Annotated in this window: 12 protein-coding genes; 6 read left to right on the plus strand and 6 right to left on the minus strand. The window is 64.0% G+C overall.

Translation table 11 applies throughout. The features are described 5' to 3' along the window. Nucleotides 1–6: 6 nt before the first annotated feature. Genes I6A82_RS00550 through I6A82_RS00560 form a run of 3 tightly spaced genes read right to left on the minus strand, consistent with a single transcriptional unit; the run spans nucleotide 7 to nucleotide 3,659 of the window. Nucleotides 7–2,289 carry a xanthine dehydrogenase family protein molybdopterin-binding subunit gene (locus I6A82_RS00550; protein ID WP_198093293.1) on the minus strand — a complete coding sequence of 761 codons (2,283 nt, stop codon included), beginning with the start codon at nucleotides 2,287–2,289 and terminating at the stop codon, nucleotides 7–9. Next, entirely contained in the window at nucleotides 2,273–2,698 is a 426-nt protein-coding gene (locus tag I6A82_RS00555; protein ID WP_198093294.1) for a CoA-binding protein, read from the minus strand. Before I6A82_RS00555 ends, I6A82_RS00550 begins: the two co-directional genes overlap by 17 nt. Next, nucleotides 2,688–3,659: an Mrp/NBP35 family ATP-binding protein gene (locus I6A82_RS00560; protein ID WP_198093295.1), complete on the minus strand. Its 972-nt coding sequence runs from the start codon at nucleotides 3,657–3,659 to the stop codon at nucleotides 2,688–2,690. The genes I6A82_RS00555 and I6A82_RS00560 overlap by 11 nt, the downstream gene beginning before the upstream one ends. A gap of 127 nt (nucleotides 3,660–3,786) precedes the next feature. Here I6A82_RS00560 and hflK point away from each other — a divergent pair, with 127 nt between their 5' ends. From hflK to I6A82_RS00580, 4 genes are all read left to right on the plus strand, one after another. Then, nucleotides 3,787–4,854, plus strand: a complete 1,068-nt coding sequence (hflK, locus tag I6A82_RS00565; protein WP_198093296.1) for a protease modulator HflK — start codon at nucleotides 3,787–3,789, stop codon at nucleotides 4,852–4,854. Continuing rightward, nucleotides 4,851–5,705 (plus strand): protease modulator HflC, encoded by an 855-nt coding sequence (hflC, locus tag I6A82_RS00570; protein ID WP_198093297.1) that lies wholly within the window; start codon nucleotides 4,851–4,853, stop codon nucleotides 5,703–5,705. The genes hflK and hflC overlap by 4 nt, the downstream gene beginning before the upstream one ends. Nucleotides 5,706–5,866: 161 nt before the next feature. Further along, complete coding sequence (locus I6A82_RS00575; protein WP_198093298.1) at nucleotides 5,867–7,414, plus strand: Do family serine endopeptidase; 1,548 nt, start codon at nucleotides 5,867–5,869, stop codon at nucleotides 7,412–7,414. Between the two features lie 117 nt (nucleotides 7,415–7,531). Next, nucleotides 7,532–9,142: a helicase HerA-like domain-containing protein gene (locus I6A82_RS00580; RefSeq protein ID WP_198093299.1), complete on the plus strand. Its 1,611-nt coding sequence runs from the start codon at nucleotides 7,532–7,534 to the stop codon at nucleotides 9,140–9,142. Nucleotides 9,143–9,208: 66 nt separating this feature from the next. On the opposite strand, the gene I6A82_RS00585 is transcribed toward I6A82_RS00580, so the two are convergent. The 3 genes from I6A82_RS00585 to queF form a co-directional block, all read right to left on the minus strand. After that, the gene (locus I6A82_RS00585; protein WP_232343185.1) at nucleotides 9,209–11,911 is read right to left on the minus strand and encodes a M1 family metallopeptidase; all 2,703 of its coding nucleotides are present in this window, start codon (nucleotides 11,909–11,911) and stop codon (nucleotides 9,209–9,211) included. Between the two features lie 106 nt (nucleotides 11,912–12,017). After that, a complete protein-coding gene (locus tag I6A82_RS00590; RefSeq protein ID WP_187334551.1) occupies nucleotides 12,018–12,419 on the minus strand; it encodes an acyl-CoA thioesterase in 402 nt (133 codons plus the stop codon). A 67-nt stretch (nucleotides 12,420–12,486) separates the two neighbouring features. Next, nucleotides 12,487–12,945 (minus strand): preQ(1) synthase, encoded by a 459-nt coding sequence (gene queF / locus I6A82_RS00595; protein ID WP_198093300.1) that lies wholly within the window; start codon nucleotides 12,943–12,945, stop codon nucleotides 12,487–12,489. Between the two features lie 484 nt (nucleotides 12,946–13,429). Here queF and I6A82_RS00600 point away from each other — a divergent pair, with 484 nt between their 5' ends. Both I6A82_RS00600 and I6A82_RS00605 read left to right on the plus strand, forming a co-directional pair. Next, entirely contained in the window at nucleotides 13,430–14,425 is a 996-nt protein-coding gene (locus I6A82_RS00600; RefSeq protein WP_198093301.1) for a hypothetical protein, read from the plus strand. 51 nt (nucleotides 14,426–14,476) lie between these two features. Continuing rightward, complete coding sequence (locus I6A82_RS00605) at nucleotides 14,477–16,018, plus strand: cryptochrome/photolyase family protein (protein ID WP_198093302.1); 1,542 nt, start codon at nucleotides 14,477–14,479, stop codon at nucleotides 16,016–16,018. The last annotated feature ends 15 nt before the right edge of the window (nucleotides 16,019–16,033 follow it).

The raw sequence follows: 16,033 nt of genomic DNA on the forward strand, positions 1-16,033 counted from the left end.
CGCCGCCTACAGTCCATCAGAAAGCAGCGGCAGATTGCGCATGCGCACGCCGGCTGCGGAGAACAGCGCATTGGCGACCGCAGGGGCCACCGCCGGCACGCCAATTTCCCCGATACCGCCAGGGTCCGCGTCGCTGCGCACAAACTCCACCTGCACTTCCGGCATATCGGCAAGCGTCGGGAGATTGGCATCGCGCAGCCGCCGCACATTCGCCAGTCCGCCCTCGAACCCTGTTGCAACGCCCAGCGCCTGCGCAAGTCCCCAGACGATGCCGCCCTCGATCTGCTGGCGCGCGATGTCCGGATTGATGAGGCGCCCGGCATCCACCATCGCCGAGATGCGGCTGACACGGACGCCGCGGTCTCCGGTGCGGGCGCTGGCGATCACCGCGATGTAGGAGCCCCGCGCTACGTGACTGGCGATGCCCTGCCCCTCTCCGCCAGCGCCACCGGTCCAGTTCGCCATCGCCGCGACGCCGTTGATACAGGCGGCAAGGCGCGGCTGCCCGGTAAGCATCTGCATGCGGAAGGACAGTGGCTCGATCCCCGCGGCGCGCGCCAGCTCATCCAGAAAGGATTCCACGAAGAAAGCCGTGTAGCTATCCGCGTTGCCGCGCCAGCGCCCGGTGGGGATGCCGACATTTGCAGGATAGTGATCGATCGCGATGTTCGGGATCGCGTAAGGCGGCATGGCCCCTTCAACGGCCAAGGGATCACGCTCATCGGCAGCCTGCTGCCATGCCTGATAGGGCAGATCGCCGCGTATCATCCGGCGCAGCTGTTCGCGCATCGTTGCCGGCGCGGCGATTTTGGCGGCGAAACCTGTAAGCTGTCCTGTGTCGTCGATCGCGCCGATCATGCGCGCCTTGGCGGGCGCGCGATAATGGTCCTGGAGGCACTCTTCGGCGCGCGACCATGTAAGTTGCACCGGCCTGCCCATCTGACGGCTGATCAGCGCCGCCTCCACCGCAACCGCGGGATCGAGCGCGCGCCCGAACGCTCCGCCCGCCATCATCGGATAAAGGATCACGTCGCTGGCCGAAAAGCCCAGCGCGCTCGCCACCACCTCGCGCGCCGCGGCGGGCGCCTGCGTCGCAACCCAAATTTCCACCTTGCCGCCGCGAACCGATGCGGTAGCGCAGCGCGTCTCGATACCGGCGTGGAGCGCGGGCGCGACATTATACTGCGCCTCGAAAACGCGCGTGCCCGCGCTCTTTTCCAGCGATTTCAGCAAGGAACCGCGACTGTCGATCTGCCAGCCCTTGCCGGTTCTCAGCGCCTCGGCAAGCGCGGTCTCGATGGATTCGTCGGATGGCAGGCTACCGCTTGTCACGAACACGGGCGCCAGCCGATCGAGTGCCTTGTTCGCCGCCCACCAGTTGGTTGCCACCGCCGCAACCCAGCGATCATTTGTCACCACATCGACCAGCCCGATGATACCTTTCGCACCGGCGCTGCGCAGCGCTTTCAGGCGGCTGTCACCGATCGGGCCGTGCCGGATCGAGGCGTACAGCATCTCCGGCAGGCGGACATCGCCCGCGAATGTGGCGCTGCCGTCCAGCTTGGCCGGTACGTCGAGACGCAGCTGGTCCGTCCCCGACAAAATGTTGCGCGGACTGGGCAGCAAGGGCACCGGATCGGGCGGGTCCAGCGCGGCGGCTTCGTCCACCAGCTCTCCGAACCGCAGGCGCTTCTGTTGATAGACGACGAATCCGTCCTGCGCCTGGCAGCTCTCCCAAGCCACATCCCAGCGCGCGGCGGCGGCCTGACACAGCATCGCGCGCGCCACGGCACCGGCCTTACGCGCCGGCTCCTCGAACATGCGGATCGAGGTCGATCCTGCCGTAACCATGAATGTGCTGCGCGTCGCCAGCTTGTCGATGGCATCGGCGATCACCGGTTCCTCGCCCGCCCGGTCTGCGCCTTCCGGCAGCACCGCAGGCGCCCATTGCCGGGCCAGCAGATCGTTCGCAAACAGCGGATTGATCGCCGCCGGCTGCACCGCCACCGTGCGCCAGTCCGCACCCAGTTCTCCCGCTACGATCTGTGCGAGCTGCGTATAGACGCCCTGCCCCAGCTCGGCCTGCGGAACCGCAACCGTCACCTGCCCATCGCGCGCGATCTTGAGCCAGGCATCGAACACTCGCTCATCTTCCGTCGCGGCGAGCCCCGGCCGATACTGCCGTGGCCATAGCGACCAGCCGACGACGAGCCCGCCCGCAGCGAGCCCGCCGATCAGCAGCGAGCGGCGGCTGAGGCCCTCTTTCGTGCGGTCAGGCTTTGCGGACACCGAGGCGCGGAATCTCGATCTTGGGACAACGGTCCATCACGACGTCCAGTCCGGCTTCCTCTGCGCGGGCCGCCGCGTCCTCATTGATCACGCCCAGCTGCATCCAGACCGCGCCGGCGCCGATCGATATCGCCTGATCCACCGCATTGCCCGCATCCTCGCTGTTGCGAAAGATGTCGACCAGATCGACCTTTCCCTCGATGTCGGCAAGCGATGCCACCACCTCGGCTCCGTGGATTGCTGACCCGGCGTGACCGGGATTGACCGGTATTACCTCATACCCCTGATCTAGCAGGAACTTGAGCACGCCGTTGCTGGCGCGGTCCGCCTTGGGCGATGCGCCCACCATCGCGATCCGGTTCGTACGTTCGAGCAGGCTCTTGATTTCGTCTGCGCTCTCAAGCGGCATGTCCATGTCCTTCCATCCAGTCGATCACCTTATCGGCAATGGACAGGAACGCACGTCCCTGCACGCTGTCTCCCGCAGCGGGTGGAATACCGGCGTCGCTAGCCGTCCGTATCGCGATGTCCAGCGGCACGCGGCCAAGGAAGGGTAAGTCCAGCGCCTTTGCCGCGGCTTCCGCTCCGCCCGAACCGAAGGGATCGCTCAGCTCGCCGCAATGCGGGCAGACATAGCCCGCCATATTCTCGACCAGCCCAATTACCGGCACGCCCGCTTTGTCAAAAAAGGTGATCGCGCGGGTCGCATCGATGAGAGCGAGATCTTGCGGAGTGGAGACGATCACCGCGGCGGCGGGTTTATGGCTCTGCACCATCGACAGCTGGATATCGCCGGTACCGGGCGGGAGATCGACTACCAGCTCCTTCGCCTGCCAGTGCGCATCGATCAGCTGGGTGAGCGCCTTGCCCGCCATCGGCCCGCGCCAGGCCACCGCCTGCCCTGCATCCACCAATTGTCCCATCGAGAGAAACGGCACGCCGTAATCGCTATCGACCGGATGGAGTTTCTGATTTTCCGCTTCGGGCTTCACACCCTCACGGCCCAGCAATGTCGGCACGGAGGGGCCGTAAATGTCGGCATCCACCAGCCCTGTGGAACGGCCGCGCCGCGCCATGGCCACCGCCAGATTGGCCGAGAGCGTAGATTTGCCGACGCCGCCCTTGCCGCTGCCGACCGCGATCAGCCGCGGTTTGGAGCGCTCAGCCGTCAGCGCGATGCGCAGCTTTCGCTCGCCCCGCAGCGGCTCGACCGCGCCGCGCACGGCCTGTTCGATTGCTTCATGATCTGAGGCCTTCAGCCCGGCGACATCGACGGTCACCGTAATCGCGTCGTCATCCAGCCGCACGAGCCGCGCCCGTTCGGCGGCCGCATCGCGCAGCACGGTCTCAATTGCTTCAGAGGTCGCCATGGGCGCGTGGCATAGGGACCAATTTCGTGCTTGGCACTGTTTTTCTGGCCGCACGCTTCCTATAGCATGGGGCATGAGGGAAATTTCCAGCACGTCCGGCTCGGTTGGGGCCGGAACAGGCAGCAATATGAACGATCAAGGCCCGTGGGGCGGTCCGCGCAAAGGCGGCAGCGACGGAGGTAACGGCAGCGGCGATGGCGGCGGCGACGGTCCGCGCAATCCGTGGAGCCCCCCGCCGCAGGGACCTGGCGGCGGCGGTCCGCGCAAGGGCCGCGGCCCTTCGCTGGAAGATCTGCTGAAAAATCGCGGCAGGTTCAACGTACCCGGCGGCCCGGCGAACAAATCGATCTGGCTGCTGGCGGTTGTGGCGCTGGTGGCGCTTTGGCTCGCCTTTTCGAGCATCCATGTGCTCGGCGCCGAAGAAGAAGGCGTGATCACCCGCCTCGGCGCATATGATCGCACGGTAGGCCCCGGCGTTCAGTTCACCCTGCCCGCCCCGATCGAAAAGCTGCAGAAGGTGGACACGCAGGCCATCCGTACCACGCAGATCGGCTCCACCGGCGCATCCCAGGAAAATCTGATCCTGACGAGCGACCAGAACATCATCGACATGGCCTATGAGGTCCGCTGGTCGGTCCGCAATCCCGCTCGCTATCTCTTCCAGTTGGAAGATCCTGCGCAGACCGTTGCCGAAGTGGGCGAAAGCGCCATGCGCGCCGCCGTTGCAAACTTCGACCTCATCTCCGCTATCGGCCCCGGTCGCGGTGAGATCGAAGCGCAGGTGCGCGAGCGCATGCAGCAGATTCTGGACAGCTACGGCGCGGGCATAACGATCGAGGCGATCTCGATCCTGCAGTCCGATCCGCCGGCCGAAGTGAACGAGGCCTTCAAGGAAGTGAACGCGGCCAAGCAGGAACGCGAATCGGCGATCAACAACAGCCGCGCCTTTGCGCAACGGGTGATCGAGCGCGCGCTCGGCGACACCGCACGGTTCGACAAGGTTTATGCCGAATATCGGCTCGCGCCCGAGGTGACCCGCCGCCGCATCTATTATGAAACCATGGAAGGCGTGCTGGGCGACGTCGACAAGACGATCGTCGATACCGATGGATCGGTGACGCCCTATCTGCCCCTTCCCGAAATCAGGAAACGCGCCGAACAGCCCGCGGCTGGTGCGGAGGCGAGCAACCCATGAACCGCAACAATCTGACAAGTCCGCTGGCGATCGCCCTGTTCGTTCTGGCCGCGATCATCCTTTTGGTGATGACGGTCTCGATCGTACCGGAAACCAAGCAGGCGATCATCACCGCCTACGGCAAGCCGGACCGGATCGTGAATCCCTATCGCACGAACGAGGAATTCGGTGAAACGCCGGGCAATCTGGTCGCGCGCATTCCGTTCATCGAGCAGATCCAGTTCATCGACAAGCGGATCCGCCGCGTGGAAATGGCGCGGCAGGAAGTGCTTTCGACCGATCAGCTGCGCCTGCAGGTGGACGCCTATGCGCGTTATCGCATCACCGATCCACTGCGCATGTACACCACCATCCGCACCGAGGACGCCTTGGGCGAGCAGCTGCGCACCATCCTCGGCTCATCCTTACGTAATGAGCTCGGTAAGCGCGCCTTTGCGACGCTGCTTAGCCCGGAGCGCGGGCAGGTGATGGAAAACATCCAGGACGCGCTGAATATCGAGGCCAATAAATATGGTGCGCAGGTAATCGATGTGCGGATTAAGCGCGCCGACCTGCCCGAGGGCACGCCCCTGCAATCGGCCTATGAGCGGATGCGCACCGCGCGTCAGCAGGAAGCGGTCGCGATCCGGGCCGAAGGCGAGAAGCAGGCGCAGATCATCCGCGCCGATGCCGAAGCCCAGGCCGCGCGCACTTATGCAGAAAGCTTCGGCAAGGACCCGGAATTCTACGATTTCTATCGCTCGATGGAATCCTACGCCCGCACGTTCGAACAGGGCAAAGGCAACACCAACATCGTGATGTCCCCCAAGAACGAGTATCTGCGCAACTTTGAAAATGGTGGCGGCCGCTGATGTCGTTCATCGAACTGTCGCGCCCGAAAGCCTGAAAATCGGCACGGCTGCGAGGGATATTCAATCGATGTTCAGCGTTGTGCGTGCATCCATTCGTCTCCCGTTGGGGGCAGTCGACCGCAGCTTTTCATGAGGACCCAATTTTGAGAGGACATTCCAAAGTGCGCTACGCTTATGCCTTCACCGCAGCACTTCTACTCGGCGGAAGCACGATCGCGCTGGTGAACGGCACGCCCGTAACCGCGCAGACCGCGCAGAACGAGGATCATGTGATGCGCGCCCTGGCGCCCGCTGGCGCTCCCGTCAGCTTCGCCGATCTCGCCGCGCAGGTTTCGCCCGCCGTCGTCAACATTTCCACCAAGCAAACCGTCAAGGTGGAACAGAACCCGATGGCAGGCCTGTTCGGCCAGTTCTTCGGCCGACGCGGACAGCAGCCGCAGCAGCCCAGCACGCAGGAAGCGCAGTCGCTCGGCTCCGGCTTCATCGTGTCCTCGGATGGCTATATTGTCACCAACAACCATGTGGTGGCGCCGGGCAATGAGAATGCGACGGTAGATTCGATCACCGTCATCATGCCCGATCGCACCGAATATCCTGCGACGCTTGTAGGCCGTGACGAGGCATCGGACATTGCCGTCCTCAAGATCGATGCGGGCAAGACGCTTCCCTTCGTGAAGCTGGGCGACAGCACCAAAACGCGTGTGGGCGACTGGGTAATGGCCATCGGCAATCCGCTGGGCCTCGGCGGCACCGTCACGAGCGGCATCGTGTCCGCGCTCTACCGCAATGTCGGTCAGGGCGGCGTGGACACGGGCGGCGCCTATGATCGGTTCATCCAGACAGATGCGGCGATCAACCAGGGCAATTCCGGCGGCCCGATGTTCAACCTCAATGGCGAGGTTATCGGGATCAACCGCGCGATCCTGTCGCCCACCGGCGGCAGCGTTGGCCTTGGCTTCGCGACGCCGTCCGAAGTGGCCGCGCCGATTATTGCACAGCTCAAGGAAGGCAAGGAAGTCGAGCACGGCTATCTGGGCATCCAGTTCCAGCCTTTGTCCGAAGACTTTGCCGCTTCCCTTCGCGGTATCGACAACAAGAACGAAGGTGCATTCGTTCAGAGCGTCGTGCCCGGCGCGTCTGCCGACAAGGGCGGTGTCGAAGCGGGCGATGTCATCACCGCGATCAACGGCCAGCAGGTCACGCGCGACAACACGCTGGCCTATATCGTGGCGAACATCCCGGTCGGCCAGACGGTGCCCGTGGACGTGATCCGTAACGGGCAGCGCAAGCGCCTCAACGTCAAGATCAGCCAGCGTCCGTCCGACGAGGAGCTCGCGAAGCTGGCCGGCGGTGATGAGCAGGACTTCTCCGAGCCCGACGAGTCGGTGAACGAGCAGGCTGCCGAGGCCGATATGGGCATCGCTGTGCTCGATCTGACGCCGAACCTGCGCCGCCAGCTGCGGCTTGGTGCGGACACGCAGGGCGTGGTTGTAAACGGGGTTGATCCCAGCAGCGATGCGGCCCGCAAGGGTATCCAGCGCGGCATCGTCATCCTGTCGGTTGACGGACGCCCGGTGACATCGGCCGAGGCGTTCTCCAATGCGGTGAATGCGGCACAGCGTTCGGGCAAGGCAGCCGTGCTGCTTCGCGTGCAAGCGCCGGGCGGACAACAGCCGGTGTTCATTCCGGTGCGCATTCAGGGCGACTGAGCCCGCAGACGAAACAGTGACAGCAAGGCCCCGACGGATAGCGATCCGCCGGGGCCTTTTCTTATGGTGCGCCATCTGCCAATTCCCGGCCATCATCGGCGATGAAAGGCCCGGCGCATGGCAAGCGATAGCAACGAAGCGATCTTCATTGGCCATAGCGAAGAACCGGATTGCGGGCATCCGCAGTTCCTGAATCTGAAGCGCGCCAATCGCCACGGGCTGATCGCGGGCGCGACCGGTACTGGCAAGACCATCACGCTACAGGGCCTTGCCGAAAGCTTTTCGCAGCAGGGCGTTCCGGTCTTTCTTGCCGATGTGAAGGGCGATCTGGCCGGTATGGCGATGGCAGGCTCACCGGATAGCAAGCTGCACGAACCGTTCACAAAGCGCGCCGCCGAGATCGGCTATGACGGTTATGCCTATGCCGACAATCCGGTGGTTTTCTGGGATCTGTTCGGCGAGCAGGGCCATCCGGTTCGCACAACCATTTCCGAAATGGGTCCGCTGCTGCTCGGGCGGCTGCTGCAACTGAACGATACGCAGGCAGGCGTGCTGGAGATCGCGTTCCGCGCCGCCGATGATGAGGGCCTGCTGCTGCTTAATCTGGCCGATCTGCAATCGCTGCTGCTCTGGACGGCGGAAAACCGCGCGGACCTTTCCAAGAAATACGGCCAGGTCTCCTCCGCCAGCGTCGGCGCGATCCAACGCGCGCTGTTGCAGCTCGATTCGCAGGGCGGGGCGCGCTTCTTTGGCGAGCCTGCCATGGAAATCGCGGACCTGATGCGCGTGGAGGAAGACGGGCGCGGGCAGGTTAATATCCTCGCGGCGGACAAGCTGATGCAGAGCCCGCGGCTTTATTCCACCTTCCTGCTCTGGCTGCTGTCCGAACTGTTCGAAGCGCTTCCCGAGGTTGGGGACCCCGACAAACCCAAACTCGTCTTCTTCTTCGATGAGGCCCATCTGCTGTTCGACGATGCGCCCAAGGTATTGCTAGACAAGGTGGAGCAGGTGGTGCGCCTCATCCGCTCCAAGGGCGTGGGCGTCTATTTCGTCACGCAGAACCCGGTCGATATTCCCGAAGAAGTCGCAGGCCAGCTCGGCAACCGGGTGCAGCATGCGCTGCGTGCCTTTACGCCGCGCGACAAGAAAGCGATCCGCGCCGCAGCCGAGACATTCCGTGAAAATCCGGCGCTGGATGTCGAGACCGCAATCACCGAACTGAGGACGGGCGAGGCGTTGGTTTCCACGCTGATGGAAGATGGCGCGCCGTCCGTCGTGCAGCGCACCCTGGTGAAACCGCCGCGCTCGCGCGCGGGGCCGCTCACGGCGAAGGAGCGCGCGATCATCCGGTCAATCTCACCCTTTGCCGACAAATATGATCATGAGGTAGACCGGGAAAGCGCGTCCGAGGTGCTTGCCGCCAAGGCCGCCGACGCAGCGCAGACCGCCGAGGCGGTGGATCGCGAGGGCGTGGAGGCGGTACGGAAGGAGCCACGCCGAACGTCGTCCATCTGGGAAAAAGCGGGCAAGGCCGCAGTCGATGCGGCGGCGGCTTCCGCTGGCGGAATGATTGGGCGGAAGCTGTCCGGCCGTACTAGCCGCGCCTCGCCCACGAAAAGCGCCGCCGGCGCAGCAGCAGGGACGATTGGTACCGAGCTGGGCAAGGCGATCGGCTTTCCCGGCCTTGGCCGGTTTGCGCGCGGTCTGCTCGGTGGCCTGATGCGCTAGCGCTTAGAAAAGAAACGGGGCCCCGGTTTGCACCGAAGCCCCGCCCTTTAGATAAAACTGCCAGCCTTAGCTAGCGTTGGTGGCAAGCCATTGACGCGTCTGATCCATAATGCGCTGGCGACGATCGAGCCGCGCCTTGATGATCGAGATCGTCTGGTCGACAGGCTTGCGGGCTTCCTCGCCCAGATTGGCCTTTGCATAGGCGTCCAGCTTGTCGATCGTCGCCGGGTCGTCCGAGCCCTGGGCGATGCGCGCGACGAAGCGGGACTGAGCGCTGTTATCGACGATGCGATCGATCTCGACCGGGTGCGCCAGCGCGAAGTCGAGCGCCAGCTCCGGATTGTTCGCCGCCACAGCCGAGATGATCGACGCGCCGATGGTCGCGCCGGGTTCGTCGGTGATGGCAAGGTTCAGCGCCTTTTGCGCTAAAGCCGGATCCTTCACCCCGCCCAGGGCGCCGTAAAGTGCCGAGCGTTCGGTATAACCGCCTGCATTCTGCGCAAGCTGATGCAGAGTGTCCCAATCCGCCGCATCGGCATCGCGGGCGATCAGGCTGAGCCAGGTGGTCTTCAGCGGCCCGTCCAGCGCGGTGGAAGTCTTCGACAATTCGCCAAGCAGACGCACTCGCTCCGCCTTCACCGACTCCAGCCCGGTGGAGCCGAGCACCGAGATCAGCGCGGGCCGTAGCAAGGTCTCGCCTGCCGCCTCGCCATCGCGCACCGCAAAGCCGATGCGATCGAGTTCCGGCGCATATTGCGTCTGGATCAGCTTGCCGATCTGCGCCTGCACCGTCGGCTCGTCATCGAACATGCCATAGAGGCCCGACCAGGTGCCCAGCCCCTCTCCAAGCACCTTGGGATTGGCATCGGAAGGGATGGCCGCCGTAAGATCCAGCGCGGGGGCAAGCGGCTGATAACCGGTATAGGCCAGCGCGATATTATCGTTCAGCAGGCCAAATTGGTCGATCGGTTCCAGACTGGCGAAGTTCTGCGCCAGCGTGGCGAGCTGTGGTGCTTGATAGAGCGAGCGATAATAGCCCGTCTGCCCGGCATTCAGCAGCAGCGGCCCGCAGCCGGGCACCGTCATCTGCGTGGACGGCCCCTCGGTCACGGCGCGAACCAGGGAACCGCCCGCCGTCGCCGCGTTGACCGGCACATTCCAGCTCTGCGGATTGGCGGTCACTTCTGCGCGCCGATCCGATGAAAATTCGCTCTGGCGCAGTGTGACCAAGGTGTTGCCGCCCGTGCACTGCGCGTCCGTAACCTGAATAAGCGGCACGCCCGGCTGCAGCGTGAACTGATGCGCGATGCGCGTGAGGTCCGTCGCCCCGGCAGCTTCCACCGCGTTCCATAAATCGTCGGTGCGGGTGTTCTGATATTGGTGCGCCTTGATGTAATCCTGCACGCCCTTTCGCCAGACATCGGCCCCGGCATAGCCCTCCAGCATCGCGATCACCGCCTCACCCTTGGAATAGGTGATGGTGTCGAATGCCTGGTTGGTCTGCTCCACAGTGCGGATTTTCTGCACGATCGGATGCGTGGCGGCATAGCTGTCCAGCCCCATTGCCGCCTCTCGCGCGCTGACCCGGTCGATATCCGCATTCCATTCGGGGTGCAGGGTGGCGGTGGTCTTGTTCTCCATCCAGCTGGCGAAGCCTTCGTTCAGCCAGAGATCGTCCCACCACGCCATGGTGACGAGATCGCCGAACCACTGATGCGCCATTTCATGCGCCGCGACCGAGAAGATCGACTGGCGGTTGCCCTCGGACGTGATCGTCGGATCGTTCAGCAGGATGCGCTCGAAGGTGAAAATCGCGCCCCAATTCTCCATCGCACCGAAGAACTGCGACTGGCCCGGCCCGGCAATGTTATCCAGCTTGGGCAGCGGATAGGGCGTGCCGAAATAGTCATTGTAGAAGGGCAGGATCGCAGAGGCCGCGTCCAGCGCGTATTGACCCTGGTCCGCCTTGCCCTTGCTCATTACGATGCCGACATCGGTGCCGCCCGCCTCGCGGTGGATGCGCTCGAAATCGCCAAGACCGAAGAACAGCAGATAGCTGGACATGGGCGGCGTGGTGCCGAAGCTAACCTTCGACATGCCGTTGCCGACATCCTCGCTGGCCTTGATCGGCATATTGCTAAGCGGCATCTGGTCGCTTGGCACAGTCGCCGTCAGATCGAACACCGCCTTGTAATCGGGTTCGTCCCAACTGGGCACGAAACGCCGCGCATCGGGCGCTTCGAACTGCGTGAAAAGGCCGCGGCGCTGGGTGCCGTCCGGATCCTTGTAGTCCAGCGCAAACAGTCCGTTCGCCTGGGTGTTGATCTTACCGGTGTAGGGAATGTCGAGATAATAGGCGCCCGTGGGCAGTGTCTCCCCGAAATCGAAGCTAGCGGTCTGTGCGCCGGCGTCCAGCACAGCCTTCGCCCGGTGCGGCTTACCGTCGGGGCCGTAGAGCGTCGCGCCGTCGATCGAAAGATCGGCCGCGTTCAGTACCAATGTATCGGTGGGCTTCACGATATCGAGTGCGATGCGCACCGCACCGCCGAAAGTCAGCGCCTCGGCATTGGGCACCACCTGGATGCTGTAACGGTGCGGCACGGCGGTGCGCGGCAGCTGCGTGGGCAGGCTGGGATCGACGCTATCCGCCTGGGGCGCGGGCCGCGCGTCCGCGGCGGAACCTTGCGCCATTTGGGCCGCGGCGGGAACGGCCAGCGACAGCAGGGAAGCGGCGGCCAGTAGGCGGCCGGCGGGGCGGATCATGGACATGGGAAACGGCTCCGGGGTGGGCAGGCAATTGCGGCGAACCCTATGCCTGCACCTTATCCATCACAAGCAGGCAGTGCAGCCTGACTTGGTCGTTCGTCGAAGCCCGTCAGTCGTCCGTCTTCGGGAAGAAATATTCCGAAATATCCTGCGCGATCCGGGTGGGGCGCAGCGTCTCGGCATCCAGGCAGCACCAGCTCGACTTCACCTCGGCCAGCACCTCTTCGCCGCGCTTGATCACCGTATCATAGAAAGCGCGCGCGCCGTGCACCTTTTGCAAGATCACCTCGGCAAACACCTCGTCATTCAGGAAGGCGGGCTTGCGATAGGTGATTTCATGCTTCAGCGCGACCCAGAGATGCTCGGCAACCGCCTGGGAAGGCGCAATCTTCTGCCAATGCGCAACCACCGCGTCCTGCACCCAGGACAGGTAGTTGGCGTTGTTCACGTGCCCCATGAAGTCGATATCTTCAGGTGTGATGTCGATGGCGTGGCTGTGGCTTGCGGTCATGATACTGACAATAATGTCAGTCGCACATGAAAGATAGATGAAGGACGCAAGAAATCTGCGAAAAAACTTATCCGCGCCCTCGGTAAGAGGCAACGCCGGTGTCCGGCACCCACAAGCCGCGCGGGGCCTCTCCGCTCTGCCAGAACACATCGATGGGTATGCCGCCGCGCGGATACCAGTATCCGCCGATTCGCAGCCATTCGGGCTGCATTTCCTCGAACAGGCGCACGCCGATGCCGACGGTACAGTCTTCGTGGAAGGCACAATGGTTGCGGAAGCTGCCCAGGAACAGTTTCAGCGACTTCGATTCGACAATCGTCTTGCCAGGCGCGTAATCGATGACCAGATGCGCGAAGTCGGGCTGGCCGGTAACCGGGCAGAGCGAGGTAAATTCAGGCGCGGTAAATCGGACGCAGTAGAGTTGTCCGGCGCGCGGATTGGGGACATAATCCAGCTCCGCCTCGTCAGGCGACGAGGGAAGCGGGCTATCCTGTCCCAGGAAACGGGGTTTTGAATTTTCGGCCATGGCGGCATCCATAAAGGCGGGCAGGCCCATCTGTCATTCTCGAAAATCACGCGCACCGGCGGTTATGCTCCCGCTGGCGCTAATCGTGTATCCGCTGGCGCCAGCCGCCGCGCAGCAGAATAGCGGGCAGACCAACGATGCCAGCGGCGGCTTCCGGCTCGATCCGACGCCTGCACCCACACCGGCGCCGATCATTGCACCTCTGCCCAGCCCTTCGCCCCGTCCCGCCCCACTGAACGTTCCCATTCTGGACAAGGCGCCGCGCGCAACACCGACACCGGCGCGCCCTGCTCCCGCGCCGTCTCCTGCGCGTGTGCGTCCGGCCCCCACGCCTGCACCCCGACCTGCGCCTCCACCTCCGCCGCGCCCTGCACCGAGCCCGGTCGTACGTCCCGCGCCTGCCCCTGCCGCACAGCCCGCGCAGCCTGCTCAGATAGAAACCGCACCGCAGGCTGAACCGACGGCCCAGGCGACGCCGGAAACGATGCCCGCGGCAGGCCCGCCCGCGCCCGTCATCACACCGCCGCAGATCGCCCCGGATACACCTGCCGATGCCGTGCCGGTGCAGGAAGAACAGGGCAGCACCGACATTTTGAACATGCTGCCTTGGCTGGTGCCGCTGCTGCTGATTCTGGGCATCGGCCTGATATGGATTTTCGCCAGGCGAAGGGCGAAGCCGGGGGCCGCGTCAGAAGCCGCTACCGCTCCTGCTGCTGCGCCGCCCCCTGCCCCGCCCAGCCAGGCCGGGCCGCCCGCGCGTCTCCCCACACCTCCAGAACCGGCCCCCGCCCCGCCCCCGCCGCCGGCAGCGCCGGCACCGGAACGCGCTTCACCGCCCAGCGGAACGGTCACATCCAGCGCAGGCGCCGCGGCCAGATCAGCGGGCGGGACGGTCCGCGCCTTCTCTGGCCTTACCGGAGCGCCGCCACCTGCGGCCCCTGCGGCTGCACCGGCCGGCCTCGTCACGACGCGTTTGTCGCAACCGGCCGCCCCCCGCCCGACGCTGCAAGCGCGGCTGGAAATCCTGCGGGCCGAACAGACGGCAACGCATTTCGAGCTTCACTACCGGCTCTGGCTGGCCAACACCGGGCCTGCGCCGGTCGATGGCGCGGTCCTGCGGCTCGACGCACTGCCCGGCGGACAGGATACGCAAGGACAGGTCGATCGCTTCTTCTTGCGCGAGGCATTTACCGGGCAAAGCGTCACCATCCCACCCATCGGCGCGGGAAGCCGCATGCCGGTGGAGGGCGAAATGCGCGTGCCGCTGGACAGCTCGTCCGCCTTCCGCATGAACGATCGCACCGTGATCATCCCACTCGTCGCCATCGATTGCGATTATCGCTGGCATGACGGCCAGGATGGTCTGCAAAACAGTTTCGTGATCGGCCGCGCCGGGGCTGCCGGTCAGGACAGGCTCGGCCCCATCCCGATCGATCCCGGCCCTCGCATCATCCAGGAAGTCGCCGCCAAGCCCGTTTGACGGCACGGTTGCGCGGGGAACCTGCATGCGCCTGCCGCGCTTTTGATCGGCATGGCCATCAAAACACTCATTCCCGTCCTGGGCGATCAGCTTTCGCTCAACCTGTCCTCGCTGGATGGCATGGAGCCGAAGGATTGCGTCCTCCTGATGATGGAGGTGCAGGACGAGACCGAATATGTCCGCCATCACAAGGCCAAAATCGCCTACATCCTCTCGGCCATGCGCCATCATGCCGCGCGGCTGGAGGATAAGGGCTGGACGGTCGATTACATCAAGTTCGATGATCCCGACAACAATGGCAGCTTTTCCGGCGAACTCGCCCGGGCGATCGAGCGGCACGGGCCCGAGTGCATCCGCGTCACCGAAGCGGGCGAATGGCGCGTGCGCGAGATGCTGGAAAATTGGGAAGACCAGTTCGGCCTGCCGGTTACGATCTGCCCCGACACCCGCTTCCTCGCCACCCATCAGGAGTTCGAAGAATGGGCGGAGGGCAAGAAACAATTACGCATGGAATTCTTCTATCGGGAGATGCGCCGCAAGACCGGCATCCTGATGGAGGAAGATGGAGAGCCTGCGGGCGGCCAGTGGAATTACGATCAGGAGAACAGGAAGCCCGCACCCGGCGGCGATCTGCTGATGCCCCGGCCTATCCGGTTCCGGCCCGATAACGTCACGCAGGACGTGATCGCGATGGTGAACGAGCGGTTCGGGGATCATCCGGGCACCAACGAGAATTTTCATTTCGCCGTCACGCATGAAGAGGCGATGCGCGCACGCCGCCAGTTTCTGGACGAAGCGCTCCCCTGCTTCGGCGATTATCAGGACGCAATGCTGCGCGGAGAGCCGTTCCTGTGGCATTCGATGCTGAGCCCCTACATCAACTCCGGCCTGCTCGATCCGGTCGAACTTTGCCGCGACGTCGATTCGCTGTACCGCGATGGCAAGGTGCCGCTGAACAGCGCCGAAGGCTTCATCCGCCAGATCATCGGGTGGCGCGAATATATGCGCGGCATCTACTGGCGCGAAGGCCCAGACTATGTAGAGCGCAATTTCTTTGAGGCGGAGCGTGATCTGCCGGGTTTTTACTATGACGGCGAAACCGACATGGAGTGCCTGTCCCAGGCCATCGGACAGACGCTGGATCATGCCTATGCCCATCATATCCAGCGGCTGATGATTACCGGCAATTTCGCGATGCTGGCGGGGATCGACCCTAAACAGGTCCACGCCTGGTATTTGGAGGTCTACGCGGACGCCTATGAATGGGTGGAACTGCCCAATGTTCTGGGCATGAGCCAGTTCGGCGATGGCGGGCTTCTCGCGTCCAAGCCCTATGCCTCATCGGGCAATTATATCGACAAGATGTCCGATTATTGCGGGGCCTGCTGTTACAATGTGAAAACCAAGACCGAAGACGACAGCTGCCCGTTCAATTCGCTTTACTGGGATTTCCTGGCGCGGAACGAGGACAAGCTGAGCGGCAACAGCCGGATGGCGCTCGCCTATCGCAACTGGGACAACAAGGAGACCCGCGAGAAAATCTCACTGCGCGCAAAAGCCCGCGCAGTGCTGGACTCGCTCAATGAACTCTGAGGCAAGCCAAGGGTT

It is taken from the genome of Novosphingopyxis sp. YJ-S2-01, from assembly GCF_016093175.1.
Taxonomy (GTDB): domain Bacteria; phylum Pseudomonadota; class Alphaproteobacteria; order Sphingomonadales; family Sphingomonadaceae; genus Novosphingopyxis; species Novosphingopyxis iocasae.

Bases quoted from the DNA above. Each gene is read 5' to 3' on its own strand.
- I6A82_RS00605 (WP_198093302.1), top strand. From the start codon at position 14,477: ATGGCCATCAAAACACTCATTCCCGTCCTGGGCGATCAGCTTTCGCTC.
- I6A82_RS00555 (WP_198093294.1), bottom strand. From the start codon at position 2,698: ATGCCGCTTGAGAGCGCAGACGAAATCAAGAGCCTGCTCGAACGTACG.
- hflK (WP_198093296.1), top strand. From the start codon at position 3,787: ATGAACGATCAAGGCCCGTGGGGCGGTCCGCGCAAAGGCGGCAGCGAC.
- I6A82_RS00585 (WP_232343185.1), bottom strand. From the start codon at position 11,911: ATGTCCATGATCCGCCCCGCCGGCCGCCTACTGGCCGCCGCTTCCCTG.
- I6A82_RS00580 (WP_198093299.1), top strand. From the start codon at position 7,532: ATGGCAAGCGATAGCAACGAAGCGATCTTCATTGGCCATAGCGAAGAA.
- hflC (WP_198093297.1), top strand. From the start codon at position 4,851: ATGAACCGCAACAATCTGACAAGTCCGCTGGCGATCGCCCTGTTCGTT.
- I6A82_RS00560 (WP_198093295.1), bottom strand. From the start codon at position 3,659: ATGGCGACCTCTGAAGCAATTGAGACCGTGCTGCGCGATGCGGCCGCC.
- I6A82_RS00590 (WP_187334551.1), bottom strand. From the start codon at position 12,419: ATGACCGCAAGCCACAGCCACGCCATCGACATCACACCTGAAGATATC.
- I6A82_RS00600 (WP_198093301.1), top strand. From the start codon at position 13,430: ATGCCCGCGGCAGGCCCGCCCGCGCCCGTCATCACACCGCCGCAGATC.
- queF (WP_198093300.1), bottom strand. From the start codon at position 12,945: ATGGCCGAAAATTCAAAACCCCGTTTCCTGGGACAGGATAGCCCGCTT.